The organism is Isoptericola sp. Y581, from assembly GCF_059445475.1.
On sequence record NZ_JCAIUK010000005.1, the window covers coordinates 227,218 to 242,723 of the forward strand.

The 15,506-nt window shown below is 73.8% G+C and carries 15 protein-coding genes; 7 read left to right on the forward strand and 8 right to left on the reverse strand.

Translation table 11 applies throughout. From position 1 onward, the window contains the following. Position 1: 1 nt before the first annotated feature. From AC1C2W_RS11530 to AC1C2W_RS11540, 3 genes are all read left to right on the forward strand, one after another. The gene (locus AC1C2W_RS11530; protein WP_495388997.1) at positions 2-619 is read left to right on the forward strand and encodes an OmpA family protein; all 618 of its coding nucleotides are present in this window, start codon (positions 2-4) and stop codon (positions 617-619) included. Positions 620-901: 282 nt separating this feature from the next. Further along, complete coding sequence (locus AC1C2W_RS11535; RefSeq protein ID WP_495388998.1) at positions 902-1,399, forward strand: rhodanese-like domain-containing protein; 498 nt, start codon at positions 902-904, stop codon at positions 1,397-1,399. Further along, positions 1,396-2,673, forward strand: a complete 1,278-nt coding sequence (locus AC1C2W_RS11540; protein ID WP_495388999.1) for an O-succinylhomoserine sulfhydrylase — start codon at positions 1,396-1,398, stop codon at positions 2,671-2,673. Before AC1C2W_RS11535 ends, AC1C2W_RS11540 begins: the two co-directional genes overlap by 4 nt. 217 nt (positions 2,674-2,890) lie before the next feature. Here AC1C2W_RS11540 and AC1C2W_RS11545 read toward each other — a convergent pair whose 3' ends face one another. Together AC1C2W_RS11545 and AC1C2W_RS11550 are read right to left on the reverse strand one after the other, a co-directional pair. Continuing rightward, positions 2,891-4,192, reverse strand: a complete 1,302-nt coding sequence (locus tag AC1C2W_RS11545; RefSeq protein WP_495413163.1) for an FAD-binding protein — start codon at positions 4,190-4,192, stop codon at positions 2,891-2,893. Beyond that, positions 4,189-5,556 carry an MFS transporter gene (locus tag AC1C2W_RS11550; RefSeq protein WP_495389001.1) on the reverse strand — a complete coding sequence of 456 codons (1,368 nt, stop codon included), beginning with the start codon at positions 5,554-5,556 and terminating at the stop codon, positions 4,189-4,191. The genes AC1C2W_RS11545 and AC1C2W_RS11550 overlap by 4 nt, the downstream gene beginning before the upstream one ends. 217 nt (positions 5,557-5,773) lie before the next feature. Between AC1C2W_RS11550 and AC1C2W_RS11555 the strand changes: the two genes are divergently transcribed. The 3 genes from AC1C2W_RS11555 to AC1C2W_RS11565 are packed head-to-tail and all read left to right on the forward strand — an operon-like array spanning position 5,774 to position 9,323. Continuing rightward, positions 5,774-7,006: an ROK family transcriptional regulator gene (locus tag AC1C2W_RS11555; protein WP_495413164.1), complete on the forward strand. Its 1,233-nt coding sequence runs from the start codon at positions 5,774-5,776 to the stop codon at positions 7,004-7,006. Then, the gene (locus tag AC1C2W_RS11560) at positions 7,003-8,538 is read left to right on the forward strand and encodes a sulfatase family protein (RefSeq protein ID WP_495389003.1); all 1,536 of its coding nucleotides are present in this window, start codon (positions 7,003-7,005) and stop codon (positions 8,536-8,538) included. The genes AC1C2W_RS11555 and AC1C2W_RS11560 overlap by 4 nt, the downstream gene beginning before the upstream one ends. A gap of 59 nt (positions 8,539-8,597) precedes the next feature. After that, positions 8,598-9,323, forward strand: coding sequence for a class I SAM-dependent methyltransferase (locus AC1C2W_RS11565; RefSeq protein WP_495413165.1), 726 nt, complete (start codon positions 8,598-8,600; stop codon positions 9,321-9,323). Between the two features lie 46 nt (positions 9,324-9,369). Here AC1C2W_RS11565 and AC1C2W_RS11570 read toward each other — a convergent pair whose 3' ends face one another. Together AC1C2W_RS11570 and AC1C2W_RS11575 are read right to left on the reverse strand one after the other, a co-directional pair. Then, positions 9,370-10,386, reverse strand: a complete 1,017-nt coding sequence (locus AC1C2W_RS11570; RefSeq protein WP_495413166.1) for an NADP-dependent oxidoreductase — start codon at positions 10,384-10,386, stop codon at positions 9,370-9,372. A 50-nt stretch (positions 10,387-10,436) separates the two neighbouring features. Continuing rightward, positions 10,437-10,823: a DUF1304 domain-containing protein gene (locus AC1C2W_RS11575; RefSeq protein WP_495389006.1), complete on the reverse strand. Its 387-nt coding sequence runs from the start codon at positions 10,821-10,823 to the stop codon at positions 10,437-10,439. A gap of 102 nt (positions 10,824-10,925) precedes the next feature. Between AC1C2W_RS11575 and AC1C2W_RS11580 the strand changes: the two genes are divergently transcribed. Further along, a complete protein-coding gene (locus AC1C2W_RS11580) occupies positions 10,926-11,504 on the forward strand; it encodes a TetR/AcrR family transcriptional regulator (protein ID WP_495413167.1) in 579 nt (192 codons plus the stop codon). Between the two features lie 54 nt (positions 11,505-11,558). On the opposite strand, the gene AC1C2W_RS11585 is transcribed toward AC1C2W_RS11580, so the two are convergent. The 4 genes from AC1C2W_RS11585 to AC1C2W_RS11600 all read right to left on the reverse strand — a co-directional run bounded on the left by AC1C2W_RS11585 (position 11,559) and on the right by AC1C2W_RS11600 (position 15,397). Continuing rightward, positions 11,559-12,218, reverse strand: coding sequence for a response regulator (locus AC1C2W_RS11585; protein ID WP_495389008.1), 660 nt, complete (start codon positions 12,216-12,218; stop codon positions 11,559-11,561). Then, positions 12,215-13,606 carry a histidine kinase gene (locus AC1C2W_RS11590; protein ID WP_495413168.1) on the reverse strand — a complete coding sequence of 464 codons (1,392 nt, stop codon included), beginning with the start codon at positions 13,604-13,606 and terminating at the stop codon, positions 12,215-12,217. The genes AC1C2W_RS11585 and AC1C2W_RS11590 overlap by 4 nt, the downstream gene beginning before the upstream one ends. 148 nt (positions 13,607-13,754) lie before the next feature. Then, positions 13,755-14,684 (reverse strand): hypothetical protein, encoded by a 930-nt coding sequence (locus tag AC1C2W_RS11595; RefSeq protein ID WP_495413169.1) that lies wholly within the window; start codon positions 14,682-14,684, stop codon positions 13,755-13,757. Then, positions 14,684-15,397, reverse strand: a complete 714-nt coding sequence (locus tag AC1C2W_RS11600) for an ABC transporter ATP-binding protein (RefSeq protein WP_495413170.1) — start codon at positions 15,395-15,397, stop codon at positions 14,684-14,686. The genes AC1C2W_RS11595 and AC1C2W_RS11600 overlap by 1 nt, the downstream gene beginning before the upstream one ends. Positions 15,398-15,506 lie beyond the last annotated feature (109 nt).

Here is a 15,506-nt window from a genome sequence, read left to right on the forward strand (position 1 = left end):
CGTGCGACGCACACCTCTCCCGCGCCGGACGGCGCCGCTCGCGACGGTCCTGACCGTCGCGCTCACCACGGCCACCCTCGGCTCCGCGGCGTCCCCCGCGGCCGCGGCCGCGGACTCCTACGACTGGCCCGCCATCGACGCCCTCGACCTCGGCGAGCCCGCCCAGGAGCAGCGCGTCGCCTCCGTCACGGCGTACGTCGCCGGCGGCTCGGTCACTCGATATGTGGTCGAGGGCTCGGTCGACTCGGTCGACGACACGACGAAGGACGGCGGCGAGACCGTCGTCACCCTCTCGTCCGACATCCTCTTCGACTCCAGCGACGCCTCCCTGTCCAAGGTCGCCAAGGAGAAGATCGCCTCCCTCGTCGAGGACGTGCCGAAGGGGGCCGCGGTCAAGATCGACGGCCACACGGACACGGTCGACACCGACGCGTTCAACCAGAAGCTCTCGGAGCAGCGGGCGAAGGCCGTGGCGGGCGCGGTCGGCGACGCCCGCGGCGACCTGAAGCGCGACGTGCACGGCTACGGCGAGACGCAGCTCAAGATCGCCGAGTCGGGCGACGACGAGGCCGAGGACCGTGCCGCGAACCGTCGTGTCGAGATCCGCTACGGAGGCTGATCGTCAAGAGCCGCCGCGCGTCCCCACACGTTGTCCGCGCCGGGCGGGTAGGGGCCGTCGTGCGCGGCCGCCGGCCGGCCGCTCCGTGCGCGCCCACCGTGCACGTCGCGAGATGGGATGACCACCACGCGGACGCCGGGCGTACGATCGCCACGACCATCCCGAGCGGCCGAGTGACGTGGCACGTCGACGCCGCAGCAACCCGCGGGCCGGTCGCCGCCCTCCCGGCGGCGGTACGGACCGGACGAGGGTGCTACCGCCACGACCGATGGGAGGATTCCGATGACCACCCAGATCGATCCCCGCCCCGCCGACGGCTACGCCGGCGACCTCACCCCGCAGCAGGCGTGGGACCTCCTCGCCGGCGACCCGGACGCCGTCCTCGTCGACGTGCGCACCGAGGGCGAGTGGCGCGCCGTCGGCGTGCCCGACACCGCGAGCACGGGCAAGCGCCCCGTCTTCGTCGAGTGGGTCAAGGCCGGCGGGCGTCCCAACGCGGGCTTCCTCGCCGACCTCGCCGCGGAGGGCGTGACCGCCGACCGCCCGATCGTCTTCCTGTGCCGGTCCGGGCAGCGCTCGATCGGCGCCGCGCGCCTCGCGACGTCGGCCGGCCTGGGCCCGTCGTACAACGTGCTCGAGGGCTTCGAGGGCGGCCCCGGATTCGACGGCGTCCGCGACCGCGAGGGCTGGAAGGTGCGCGGCCTGCCCTGGGGCGCCTACGCCGACGGGGACACTTCGCAGGGCACCACAGGGGGCACCACGTCGGAGTCCCGCGCGTGAGCGCCTCGCGGCAGGGCGTCCCCACCGGACCGGCCGCCGACGACGTCACGCACGGCGGGTCGGGCCGCGGGCCGCTGCCCGCGACCGCGCGCCCGGCGACGCTCGCCGTGCGCGGCGGCCACCGCCGCTCGGACTACCAGGAGACGTCCGAGGCGTTGTTCCTCACCCAGGGCTACACCTACGACACGGCCGCCGACGCCGAGGCCTCGTTCTCCGGCGAGCTGTCGCGGTTCGTGTACTCCCGGTATGGCAACCCGACGGTGCACACGTTCGAGGAGCGGCTGCGCCTGCTCGAGGGCGCCGAGGCCTGCTACGCGACGGCGTCGGGCATGTCGGCGGTCTTCACGACGCTCGCGGCCCTGGTCTCTAGCGGCTCGCGCATCGTCAGCGCGCGTGCCCTGTTCGGCTCCACGAACGTCATCTACGACGAGATCCTCGCCAAGTGGGGCGTGCGCGTCGACTACGTGGACGGCCACGTGCTCTCCCAGTGGGAGGAGGCGCTCGCGACGCCGGCCGACGTCGTCTTCTTCGAGTCGCCGTCCAACCCGATGCAGGACCTGGTCGACGTGCGGGCCGTGGCGGACCTCGGTCACGCCGCCGGCGCCGTGGTCGTGGTCGACAACGTCTTCGCGACGCCGATCCTGCAGAAGCCGCTCGAGCTCGGTGCCGACGTCGTCGTCTACTCCGCGACCAAGCACATCGACGGCCAGGGCCGGGTGCTGGGCGGCGCCATCCTGGGCCCGCGCGAGTTCCTCGAGGGGCCGGTGCAGACGTTCATCCGCAACACGGGCCCGTCGCTCTCGGCGTTCAACGCCTGGGTGCTGCTCAAGGGTCTGGAGACGCTCGACGTCCGCGTCCGCGCGCAGAACGCCGCCGCGCTGCGGGTCGCCGAGGCGCTGGAGGGCTTCGACGAGATCGCCGCGGTGCGCTACCCGTTCCTGCCCTCGCACCCGCAGCACGACCTGGCGAAGTCCCAGCAGTCCGGCGGAGGCACGGTCGTGACGTTCGACCTGGCCGTGCCGGAGGGCACCGAGCCGGAGGCGGCGAAGAAGCGCACGTTCGCCTTCCTCGACGCCCTGCAGATCGTCGACATCTCCAACAACCTCGGCGACGCGAAGTCGATCATCACGCACCCCGCCACGACGACGCACCGCAAGCTCGGCCCCGAGGGCCGCGCCAAGGTGGGCATCGCGGAGACGACGGTGCGGCTGTCGGTCGGCCTCGAGGACACGCTCGACATCCTCGAGGACGTGGAGCAGGCCCTGCGCGCCTGAGCCGCGCACCGCTGGCCACCGGGTCCGGCACGCGACAGGCTGGTCGTCGTGACCCGTCGCCGACCGCCGGAGAGATCGCCGGGTGGTCGTCGACGACGCCGAGCACGTGCGGGCCGCCTGCGCCGCTATCGACAGCTGCTGGTGGACCCGGCCTTCCGGGTGTGGTCCTACCAGTTCGTGAGCACCCGCGGCCGCCGAACGGCCCGAGCCTGAGCGGTCAGTCCACCGGCAGGCCGAGCACCCGCTCCAGGTAGCGGTTGCGGAACTTGCGACCCGGGTCGGACTCCTCGACGAGCGCCCGGAACTCATCCGCCCGCGGGTACGACGACCGCACGACGGCCCCGTCGAGCGTGAACCACTTCCCCCAGTGCGGGCGGGGCGCGAAGGGCGTGAGCGCCGCCTCGACGACCGGGAGCACCTCGAGCACCTCGGCAGGGCTGTTGCGCCACGTCAGGTGGATGCCGAGCGAGTCCCGTCCGCTCGCCGGGCTCAGCCAGAGCTCGTCGGCCGCGACCGAGCGCAGCTCCGAGACGAGCACGAGGTGCGCGAACGTCTCGCTGACCGCCCGCAGCGCCCGCAGGGCGCCGGCGGCCACCGTGCGGTCGACGAAGTACTCCGTCTGGATCTCGTCGCCCCGGCTGGGGCTGGCGTCCGGGCGGAAGTGCGGCAGCCGCTGCCACCACGGCCCGGGCACGCCGCCCTGGACGGTCTGGTTGGGGTTCTGCCCCTCGGCGAGCTCCCCGGCCTCTGCCCGGGCCCAGCGCGCGCCGAACTCCGCGGGGTCGAGGGCGGGGTCCCAGTCCGCGGTCCGTGACTTGAGCCAGACCTTCCCTGCGACCTCCGGGTCGCCCCATCGCGGCATGACGGAGACGCTGAACGCCGCGCTCATGACGTCGTCGAGCCGGTCGAGCAGGACGGACCAGGGCAGGTCGAACCAGACGTCCTGCCTCACGTCGAAGGCGGGCACCAGGTCGAGCGTGACGGTCGTGACGACGCCGAGGGCTCCCAGCGCGAGGACCCGGCCGCCGAAGTCCGGGGCCTCGTCTCGGGTCCACCGCCGCAGCTCACCGTCGGCGGTCACCAGCTCGACCGCCGAGACGGCGCTCGAGAGGTTGCGGTTCCCGTCGCCGGAGCCGTGGGTGCCGGTGGCGCACGCCCCGGCCACGGAGATGTGCGGCAGGGATCCCATGTTGTGCAGCGCCCACCCGGTGTCGGCGAGGCCCGCGGCGACCTGCCCGTACGTGCTGCCGCCCGAGACCGTCACCCGCCCGGCGGCGTCGTCGAGCTCGAGCCGGGCCGGGAGGCCCTGCGCGCTGACCAGGACGCCCTCGGTGTCGGCCACGTCGTTGAATGAGTGCCGCGACCCCAGGGCGCGGACCCGCGGGGACGTGGCCACGAGCTCCTGGAGCTCGGTGACCGAGCGCGGTGTCCACACGCCGCGGGCCGCGAACCGGTGGCAGCCGGACCACGTCGCGCCGGCGTCCGCCGGCCCGTCGGCCGCGCGGAGGAGCGCGGTCACGCGGCGACCGTCCGGCTCTCGCCCGAGTCGGCTCCTGCGTTCTCGCCGTCCGCGCCGACGTCCGCCAGCTCGTTGCGGAAGGTCTCGCCCGCGCGCCAGATGCACAGTGCGCTGATCACGCAGGCGAGCACGAGGTAGGCACCCGCCGGCCACCACGACCCGGCGAGGGCGGTGAGCCCGACGGCGATCGCGGGCGTGGGCCCGCCGCCGATGAGCGCGGAGCCCTGGTAGACGACCCCGAGCCCGGTGTAGCGCACGCGCGTGCCGAAGAGCTCGGCGAACAGGGCGCTCTGGATGCTGAACATGAGGCCGGTCCCGATCGCGTGCACGACGACGATGATCGCCCAGGTGGAGAACGCGTTGCCCTGCGCGATGATCGGGAAGTAGAGCAGTCCCCCCCCGACCGCGCAGATCGCGATCCCGGTCAGGTAGACGGGCCGGCGCCCGATCCGGTCGGAGATCCGCCCTGCCAGCGGCAGCACACCGAGCTGGACGACGGAGGAGATGACGAACCCGGTGAGGATGAGGCCGCTGCTCATGCCGAGGTAGGTCGTGACCCAGGAGACCGCGAAGACGTTGATGATGTTGAACGTGACGGCGTCGGCCATCCGGGCGCCGATGCCGAGCAGCACCGTCCTGGGCTGCTCGCGCAGCAGGGCCAGGAAGGGCGACTTCCGCTCGGACTGGGCGTCCGCCTGGAAGGCGGACGTCTCGGGCAGGTTCTTCCGGATGTAGAAGCCGAGAGCCAGGAACGGACCGCTCAACAGGAACGGGATCCGCCAGCCCCAGCCCAGGAGCTGGTCCTCGGGAAGCTGCTCCACCAGGGCGAAGATGCCCGTGGACGCGAGCAGCGCCGCCGGGGTGCCGAGCTGGTGGAAGCTCCCGGCGAGGCCCCGCTTGCCCTTCGGTGCGTTCTCCAGGGCGAGCAACGACCCGCCGCCGTACTCCCCGCCGATCCCGATCCCCTGCACGAGCCGCAGCAGGACGAGGAGCACGGCCCCGAGCGAGCCCGCGACGGCGTAGGACGGCAGCAGCCCCATGAGGAACGTGCCGCCCCCGATGAGGAACACGGTGAGGAGCAGGACGGGCTTGCGCCCCACCTTGTCGCCGAAGTGGCCGAAGATGATGGCGCCGAGGGGCCGGGTGACGAAGGCGACCGCGAACGTCCCGAAGGACTGGAGCAGCGCGACCGTCGGCGACGCCTCGGGGAAGAAGACATGGGGAAACACCAGAGCGGCTGCCGTGCCGAAGATCCAGAAGTCGTACCACTCGAGGAAGGCACCGGAGAACGCGGCGATCGTGGCGCGCCGTGAGGTGACCGGGGCGGGGTGCGCCAACTCCGGGTGTGAGCGGGGAGACGTCATCGTCGGCCTTCCTTCGTCTCGGACGTCGCCACGTTCGAGGCGACGCGTCGCGGCGACGCTCGTCGGCCGCGACTTCCAGGACGCTAAGGAGCGGCCTTTTTTCCGTCAACAACCTGACAGAAACTTCTCCGTCCTGTTGCCCGCCTCCTCGCCGGTCGGCAGACATCTTTCTGTCGGCTTCTTGTCGGAAAAACGGGATCGTTCCTACCCTGGCCCGGTGACGACGACCACCGGGGCCCCCGCCCTCCTCCGATGGCGGCACGAGGCGCATGTGCTGGCCGCGCTCCGCGAGCACGGTGCCCTGCGCCGCGCCGAGCTCGCGGCCGCCACGGGGCTGTCGCGCACCACGCTGTCGGAGATCGTCGGCGACCTCGTCGAGCGGGGCGCCGTCCGCGTGGTCGCCACCGACGCGGCCGGCCGCCGCGGCTCCGGACGGCCCGCGGAGATGCTCGCGCTCGACCCGGCGTCCGGCCAGTACCTCGGCATCGACCTCGCGCACGCCGCGGTGCACGTCGCGGTCGTCGACGCGAGCCACGACGCGATCGCGTCGGAGCACCGCGAGGTGAGCCCCGACGCCGCGTGGGACGAGCGCGTCCGCGCGGCGCTCGAGGTGGTCGACGAGATCGCCGCCGCCGGGACCCGCCTCGACGCCCTCCAGGGCGTCGGCGTCGGGCTGCCCGGCCCCTACTCCCCCGCCTGGTCGGCGGACCACACCGGGGCGACGGAGTCGTCGGCTGCCGCCCGCAGGCAGGTCGAGGACGCCGTGCACGACCGGTTCGGGCTCTCGCCCCTGCTGGACACCAACACCCGGCTCGCCGCGCTCGCCGAGGCGGTGCGGACGCCGGGCACCGACCAGGACCTCGTGTACCTGCGCGTGGCCACCGGTATCGGGGGCGGCATCGTCGTCGGCGGGCGGCTCGTGCACGGCGGGCGGGGCCTGTCCGGCGAGCTCGGGCACGTCACGGTCCGCCAGGACGGCCGTCTCTGCCGGTGCGGCAAGCAGGGCTGCCTGGAGACCGTGGCCTCCGTCCCCGCGATCCTCGCCACGTGCGCCGAGCGCGGGCTCGACCTCGGCTCGCTGCGCGAGCTCGAGCGGGCCGTCGACCGCGCCGACCCGACGCTCGAGGCCGTGCTGCGCGAGGCGGGGACCGCCACCGGCCAGGTGCTCGCCTCGACCGTGCTCGCGCTGAACCCCACCGACGTCGTCGTGGGCGGGGCCCTCGCCGCCGTCGCCCCGCCGTTCGTGCAGCAGATCGCCTCGACCGTCACGTTCCAGGTCCACCCGATCGACGGCGCCCGCCCCCGGGTGCGCACCTCCGACCTCGGGGACTCGGGCGGGGCTGTCGGGGCTGTCGTCGCCCTGCAGCACCGCACGTCCCTGCTCGCGGACTATCCCGGAGGCCCCGGCGCCTCCTCCATCTCGTCACCACCCCGAAGGAGTACCTCATGACCGCTGCGACCGGACCGAGCGACACGAGGCGCACGAACGTCCTGTTCCTCATGACCGACCAGCACCGGGTGGACACCCTCGGCGCCTACGGCAACCCGATGGCGCACACCCCGGTCCTCGACGCGCTCGCCGCGAGCGGTACCCGGTTCGACCGCTGGTACACCCCGACCGCGATCTGCACGCCCGCCCGCGCGAGCCTGCTCACCGGTCAGGCGCCGTTCCGCCACAAGCTGCTGGCCAACCACGAGCGCAACGTCGGGTACCTGGAGGACCTCGCCGACGGCGTCTTCGCTTTCCCGCAGGCCCTGCGCGCCCACGGCTACAACGCCGGGCTGGTGGGCAAGTGGCACGCGGGCACCCACAAGGAGCCCGTCGACCTCGGGCTCGACGGGATCCATCTGCCCGGGTGGCACAACGCCGTCGACCACGCGGACTACCTGGACTACCTCGCCGAGCGCGACCTGCCGCCCTACGAGATCAGCGACCGCGTCCGCGGGACGCTGCCCAACGGCGGGCCGGGCAACCTCCTTGCGGCACGGCTGCACCAGCCGCTCGAGGCGACGTTCGAGCACTACCTCGCCACCCGCACGATCGAGATGCTCGAGCGGTACGCCGACGACTTCCGCAGCGGCGCCAAGCCGTTCTTCCTCGAGCTGAACTTCTTCGGCCCGCACCTGCCCTACGTCGTGCCGGACGAGTACTTCGACCTGATCGACCCGGCCGACGTCGAGCTGCCGCGCTCGATCGCGGAGACGTTCGCGGGCAAGCCGCCGGTGCAGGCGAACTACAGCGCGCACTGGACGTTCGACACGATGCCGATCGAGACGACACGCAAGCTGATCGCCGTCTACTGGGGCTACGTAGCGATGATCGACCTTGAGATCGGGCGGGTGCTGGACGCGCTCGACCGGCTCGGCCTCACCGACGAGACCGCGGTCTTCTTCTCCTGCGACCACGGCGAGTTCACCGGCGCCCACCGCCTGCACGACAAGGGCCCGGCGATGTACGAGGACATCTACCGCACCCCCGGCATCCTCCGGATCCCCGGCGGGCCGGCAGGACAGGTCCGCACCGAGTTCGTCAGCCTGCTGGACTGCACGGCCACGATCCTCGAGCTTGCGGGGATCGATCCCGCGCCGGCGGTGGACTCCCGGTCACTCGTCCCGCTGGCAGCCGGCGAGAGCCCCGAGTGGGCCGAGGACATCGTCTGCGAGTTCCACGGGCACCACTTCCCGTACCCACAGCGCATGCTGCGCACCGACCGGTACAAGCTCGTGGTCAACCCCGACTCCACGAACGAGCTGTACGACCTGCACAACGACCCCGACGAGCTGTCCAACGTCTACCACCACCCCGAGATGGGCGAGGTCCGGCGGGCCATGATGCGGCGGCTGTACCAGGTGCTGCGCGAGCGCGGCGACAACTTCTACCACTGGATGACCACGATGTACGACGTCGGCGAGGTCGACCACGACCCCACCCAGTCCGGTCTCGACGAGACCACCTACGTGGGGGCGTCCGCGCAGGGCTGACGGCGCGGCGCACACCAATTCGCTGGAACGGAGCGCCCACCCTTCCCTAGCGTCGGACCATGCCCGACGCGATCTTCGACGACCCCACGCTGGCCCGGCTGTACGACCCGCTCGACCCGGACCGCAGCGACCTCGACGCGTACCTGGCGCTCGCCCGCGAGCTCGGCGCGCGCCGCGTGCTCGACGTCGGCTGCGGCACGGGCACGTTCGGGGTGCTGCTCGCGGACAGGGGTTTCGACGTCGTGGGAGTGGACCCGGCGGCCGCCTCGCTCGACGTCGCGCGCGGCAAGCCCGGCGCCGAGCGCGTGCGCTGGCTGCACGGGGACGCGACCACGCTGCCGGCCCTGCAGGTGGACCTCGCGACGATGACGGGCAACGTCGCGCAGGTCTTCCTCACGGACGACGACTGGGCGGCGACGCTGCGCGGCGTCCGCGCGGCGCTCGCCCCGGGCGGGTACCTCGTCTTCGAGACCCGTGACCCGGCACGCCGCTACTGGGAACGCTGGACGCGGGAGCACACCTTCGCACGCACCGACGTGCCCGGGTTCGGCGTCGTCGAGACATGGACCGACCTGACCGACGTCTCCGAGCCCTTCGTCACCTTCCGCGGCACCATCGCGCTGGCGGACGGGCGAGTGCTGCACTCCGACTCCACGCTGCGTTTCCGCGAGCACGACGAGATCGAGGCGTCGCTGGCCGACACCTGCTACGTCGTCGAGCAGGTGCGCGACGCCCCGGACCGGCCCGGGCTGGAGTGGGTGTTCGTCGCCCGGGCCGCTGGTTGAGCTCGTCGAAACCCTGTCTCGACGAGCTCGACCGACGCGTGCGGGATCAGCCGGCGATGCGGACGACCATCTTCCCGGTGTTGGCGCCGCGCATCATGTCGACGAACGCCTGCGGGGCGTTCTCGATGCCGTCGACGACGGTCTCGTCGTAGGCGATCTTGCCCTCGGAGAACCAGCCGGTCATGAGCTCGCGGAACTCGGCCCCGTGGTGGAGGTACCCGCCGATCGTGAAGCCCTGCATCCGCAGGCCGCGGGTGATGAGGTTCGCCATGTTGTCCGGCCCGGGCACGCGGTCCGTGGTGTTGTAGCCGGCGATGGCGCCGCACAGCGCGATCCGCCCGCCGTCGTTCATGACGTCCAGCGCCGCGGTGAGGTGGTCGCCGCCGACGTTGTCGAAGAAGACGTCGACGCCGCCGGGCACCAGCTCGGGGAGCTGCTCGCGCACGGGCGCGTCCTTGTAGTTGAGGGCGGCGTCGTAGCCGTACTTCGAGGTGAGCAGCTCGACCTTCGCGGCCGACCCGGCCGAGCCGACGACCCGCCCCGCGCCGAGCAGCCGCGCGATCTGGCCGGCGGCCGTGCCGACGGCCCCCGCCGCGCCCGAGACGAAGACGGTGTCCCCCGGCCGCATGCCCGCGATCGCGGTGAGCCCGACGTAGCCGGTGAGGCCCGTCATGCCGAGGATGCCCAGGTGCAGGGACAGCGGCACGCCCGGGAGCTCCGGGACGATGCGGAAGCCGCGCGCGTCCTCCTGGACGACGTCGCGCCAGCCATGCTGGTGCAGCACCACCGCGCCGGCGGGCACGTCGTCCGACGCGGACTCCACCACGCGGCCGATCGCGCCGCCCGTCATGGTCTCCCCGAGCCGGAACGGCGGGGTGTAGCTCTTGACGTCGTTCATCCGCCCCCGCATGTACGGGTCGACGGAGACGAACTCGTTGGCCACGCGGACCTGCCCGGGCTCGAGGTCGCCGTAGGTGACCTGCACGGTGCGGAAGTCGTCCGGCGCGGGCCACCCGGTGGGGCGGGCGGCGAGCTGGACCTGGGTGCTGACGATCGTGGACATGCGGGTGGAGCCTTCTTCCGGGTGTGGCGGCGTGCGGTGTGGCGCGAAGGTCAGAGCGCGAGGCCCACGACGAGCGCGACGACGGCGAGCAGCGGCACGGCGCCCTGCTTGAGGGCCGCGCCGCGCTTGCCGGGCGAGGACAGGAACAGGACGAGCGCGGCGGCCAGCATGCTGCCGGTGCCGGCGAGGACGAGTGCCGCGCCGGCCCCCGTGGTCCCGGCCGCGACGAGCACGATGCCCACCGCAGTGACGACGGCGAGGAACAGGTTGTAGAAGCCCTGGTTGAAGGCCAGCTCGCGCGTCGCGACGGCCTCCGGCTCGCTGGTGCCGAACGTGGCCCGTGCCCGGGGCGTGGTCCACGCGAGGGACTCGAGCCAGAAGATGTACACGTGGAGCGCCGCGGCGACCCCCGCCAGGACCAGTCCTGTGCCGACCATCGGTGCCCCCTGCTGCCTGCCCGGCCGGGGCGGCCGGGTCGATTCTGCAACGGTCGGTCCACTGTATATACTATAACGAGCGTTTCACAACTTGGAGGCACGATGGGCAGGGCGCAGGGGTTCGAGACCGTGCAGGTGGTCCGGGCGGCCCGCGAGGTGTTCTGGCACGACGGCTACGCGGAGGCGTCGGTCCCCGCGCTGGAACGGGCCACCGGGCTGAACCGGTCGAGCCTCTACCACGCGTTCGGGTCCAAGCGCGGCCTGTTCGACGCGGCCGTGCAGAGCTACCTCGACGAGGTGGTGCGCCCCCGCCTGCGCCCGCTGGTCGCCGACGACGTGGACCCCGGCGCGCTCGTCGCCTACCTCGCCGGCCTGCGCGCCGCGCTCGCCCGCGCGGACGAGATCCAGGGCACCTCCGGCTGCCTGCTCGTCAACACCTCGAGCTCGCCGATCGCGCGCGACGACGCCGTCCGGCAGACCGTGGCCGACTACCGCGCCGAGCTGTACGACGCGCTCGGCCGCGGGGTCGCGGCGATGCTCCCGGACGCCGGGCCGGCCGAGGTCAGCCGGCTGGCCGACGTCTGCACGGCCCTCGTGATCAGCGCGTTCACCCTGGTGCGCGTCGACCCGCCGAGCGCCCTGCACTGCCTGGACACCGCCGTCGAGCTGCTCGAGCACTGACCCGCCCGAGCAGCGACTCGTTGGTCGAGGTGAACGTGCCGTCGCCGGAGGCGGTCAGCCGCGCGGCACGACCAGGCCCGAGTCGTACGCCCACACCACGAGCTGCACGCGGTCGCGGGCGCCGGTCTTGGTCATGATCCGGCTCAGGTGGGACTTCACCGTGCTGGGCTCCAGGAAGAGGCTCGCCGCGATCTCCGCGTTCGACGACCCGCGGCACAGCAGCTCGACGATCTCCCGCTCCCGGGGCGTGAGCAGCCCCGCGGCCGCCTCGTCGAGGGCCGCCGGGCCCCGGCGGCGGGCGAACTCGTCGATCACCCGGCGGGTGAGGGACTGGTCGACCAGCCCGTCCCCCGCGGCGACGCGGCGCACGGCGTCCACGAGCACGTCGGGCTCGGCGTCCTTGAGCAGGAAGCCCGACGCCCCCGCCTCGAGGGCGCCGAACACGTAGTCGTCGAGGTCGAACGTGCTCACCACGAGCACCGGCACCCGGTCGTCGACGTCCGGGCCGGCGAGCTCGCGCGTCGCGGTGATGCCGTCGCCGCCGGGCATGCGCACGTCCATGCACACGACGTCGGGGCGCACGCGGCGCGCCACCCGCACCGCGTCGGCGCCGCTCGACGCCTCGCCCACCACCTCCAGGCCCTCGCTCTCGAGGATCACGGTGAACCCGGCGCGCACCACGGCCTGGTCGTCGACCAGCACGACGCGCGTCATCGGTCCGCCCGCTCGCCGTCCGGGCGCGCGGCGCCACCGGGCACGGGCACGGGCACGGGCTCGGGCGTCGTCTCGGGCTCGGTCGCCGTCGGGCCCACGGCGCGGGGCACCGTGAGCCGCACCTGCCAGCCGCCCCCGGCGACCGGGCCGGCCGCGAGGGTGCCGCCCACCAGCACGGCGCGCTCCGTCATGCCGATCACGCCGTGCCCGGGCAGGCCCTCCTCGGGGCTCTGCTCTGCGTCATCCAGGCGGCCGTTCGGGCTGCCGGAGCCGTTGCGCACCGTGACCTCCAGCGCGACGTCGTCGTACGCCGTCGCGACCTCCACGGGACTGCCGGGGGCATGCCGGCGCGCGTTCGCGAGCGACTCCTGGAGCACCCGGTACACCGTGAGCTGCACGGTCGGTGGGAGGTCGTACCGCTCGCCGCGCCGCCGCTCCTGCACGCGCGTGCCGGTGCTCCGGGCGAGGTCGAGCAGCGCGGGCACGTCCGCGAGGGTGGGCTGCGGGGCCGCCGGCGCGTCGTCGTCCCGGGTGGCCGAATCACGCAGGATGCCGACCACGAGCCGCAGGTTGTCCAGCGTCTCGCGCCCCTGCGCGCGAATCCACCGCAGCGACTCCCGCGCGCGCTCCGGGTCGCGGTCCACGAGCCGCTCCGCGGCCGATGCCTGGACGACGATCCCGGACAGGTGGTGCGCCGCGACGTCGTGCAGCTCGCGAGCCATGCGCCCGCGCTCGGCGAGCACGGCCCGCGCCGCCAGCACCTCGCGCTGCCGCTCGGCCTGCTCCACGCGGGCGTGCAGCTGCGCCAGGAGCTCGCGCCGCGTGCCCACGTACGCACCGACGAGCACGGCCCCGAGGTAGGTGATCAGGGCGGACACCAGCCCGCCCCCGAGCTGGGTGGCGACCGGGACCCCGAGCTCGTCCGCCGTGGCCGGGCCGCCGAGGACGTAGCCGAGCAGCACCTGCACGACGGCGGTGGTGCCCGCGACCCACAGCGCCGACCGCCGCGAGGCGTAGGCACCGAGGGAGTACGCCGCGACGAGGCCCGCCGGCGCCTGGAAGTTCACGAACGCCGGCAGCAGCGGCACCAGCGCGAGCTGGCCCAGCAGCGTGAGCGAAAGGCACAGCAGGGGCGACCGGCGGCGCAGGGCCAGCGCCATCGCCTGCCCGACCAGCACCACGCACGCCGTGGTCCGGGCGCCGACGCTCATGACGTCGAGCGACGGGTCCGCGCCGAACGCGGCGCCGATGTCTGACGGCACGACCTGCAGCACCGTGAGGAACACCACCACGGAGACCGCCGCGACGACGGCGCCGAGCAGGGCGTCCCGACCCGTGGAGGTCCGGACGCCGAGGGCGTCGAGGCGGCGGCGCAACGCGTCGAGCACGGATTCCTCCGGTGACTGGTGAGGCCGAACAGGGGGTGAAAAGTGTCGCAGGGGTTGCGGGCGGCACGGTCGCCGTGCGTCGCCCGGCCCACGGTACGGGGTCCGGGGGCCGGGCGACGTCGGACGAGACCAGGCGAGACCGGTCAGGTCAGGCGAGGTCGCGCCGCCGGAAGACCGCCCCGGCCGTGACGAGCAGCAGGGCCGCCCAGACGACCAGGCCGACGAGCGCCGCGGCGGCGCCCATGCCTGCCGCCGGCGTCCCGCCGAACAGCTCGGCCGTGCCCCGCCCCGCCGACGCGAGGGAGCCGAGCGTGATCGGCAGCCACGACGTCGCCGTCGAGGCACCGCCCGTCAGGAGGAGCGTCGCGGCCTGCACCATCGGCTCGAAGAGCGCGAGGGCCACGACCACGACGACCGCCGCGACCTGCCCGCGCACGAGCGTGCCCACCGCGAGGCCGAGCCACGCGAGCAGCACCATGACGGCGAGCCCGCGACCCCACCCGCCCAGGGCCTCCCCGGGGCTGATGGCGAGGCTCGCCCCGGTCGTCGTCGCGACGGCGACGACCAGTCCGAGCGCCGTGACCACGACGAGCACCGCGCCCGTGACGAGGGCCACCGTGGCGGTCGCCCCCGCCTTGCCCGCGAGGATCCGCAGGCGGTCGGGGACGGCGAGCGCCGTGGGCACGATGCCGCCCGTGCGGAAGTCCGTCGTGGCGGCGAGCGCCCCGAGCAGCAGCATGCACAGGGCCGTGACGCCGCTGGAGCCGGAGCCGGCGGGCCCGTTGCCCATGAGGTCGAGCAGGGCGCCCTGGGCCGACGCGGCCCCGAGGTCGGTGGCCGCGGCGAGGTCGGACAGAAGCTCGGTGGTGTCGCCCGGGGACGCCTGCACGCCGACGTGGAACCCGGCGTCGGTGCCGGACCCGCCGCTGAGCGCCTCCAGGGTGCGCAGCGTGCGCGGCAGCACGAGGGTGAGGACCTGCGTGAGGACCATGCCCGCGGCCGCGACGGCCGCGATGATCCAGGGTGTCCGGGTGGTCCGGAGCTTGAGCAGCTCGGCACGAAGCTCGGCGGGGAACATCAGCGCACTCCTTCGGTGGCGGCGGTGAGGTCGAGGTAGACGTCCTCGAGGGACCGGTCGGTGACGAGGTCGGCCATCGGGCCGGCGGCGACGACCTGGCCCTGGCCGATCACGACCAGGTCGTCGGCCACCTGCGCGACCTCGGCGAGCACGTGGCTGGCCAGCAGCACCGTGCCGCCGTCGTGGGCGAAGGAGCGCAGCAGCTCGCGCAGCCAGCGCATCCCCGCGGGGTCGAGCCCGTTGGCGGGCTCGTCGAGGACCAGCACCTCCGGCCGGCCCAGCAGGGCGGCGGCGATCCCCAGCCGCTGCTTCATGCCGAGGGAGTAGGTGCGCACGCGGCGGTCCGCGGCGGGCGTCATGCCGACGGCGGCGAGCACCTCGTCCACCCGGCGCGCGGGCAACCGGGACGCCGACGCGAGCACGCGAAGGTGGTCGCGGCCGGTGCGGCCGGGGTGCAGGCCGCCCGCGTCGAGCAGCGCCCCGACGACGCGGGCCGGGCGCTCGAGGTCGGCGTACCGGCGGTCGTCGAACGTCGCGGTGCCGGCGTCCGCGCGGGACAGGCCGAGCAGCACGTGCAGCGTGGTGCTCTTGCCCGCGCCGTTGGGCCCCAGCAGCCCGACGACGCGGCCCGGTGCGGCCGTGAACCCGACGTCGTGCACGGCCTCGAAGCCGCCGTAGGACTTGTGCAGCCCCTCGATCCGGATGGTGGTCATCCGTCCTCCCCTGTCGTCCCGCTCGTGCGCCGGCGCCGTCCGCGCCGGTGACCACCAGGCTTCCGTCGGGGCCCCGTCCGGTCTTGGTGCGCAGGTCGGAACCCGCGTT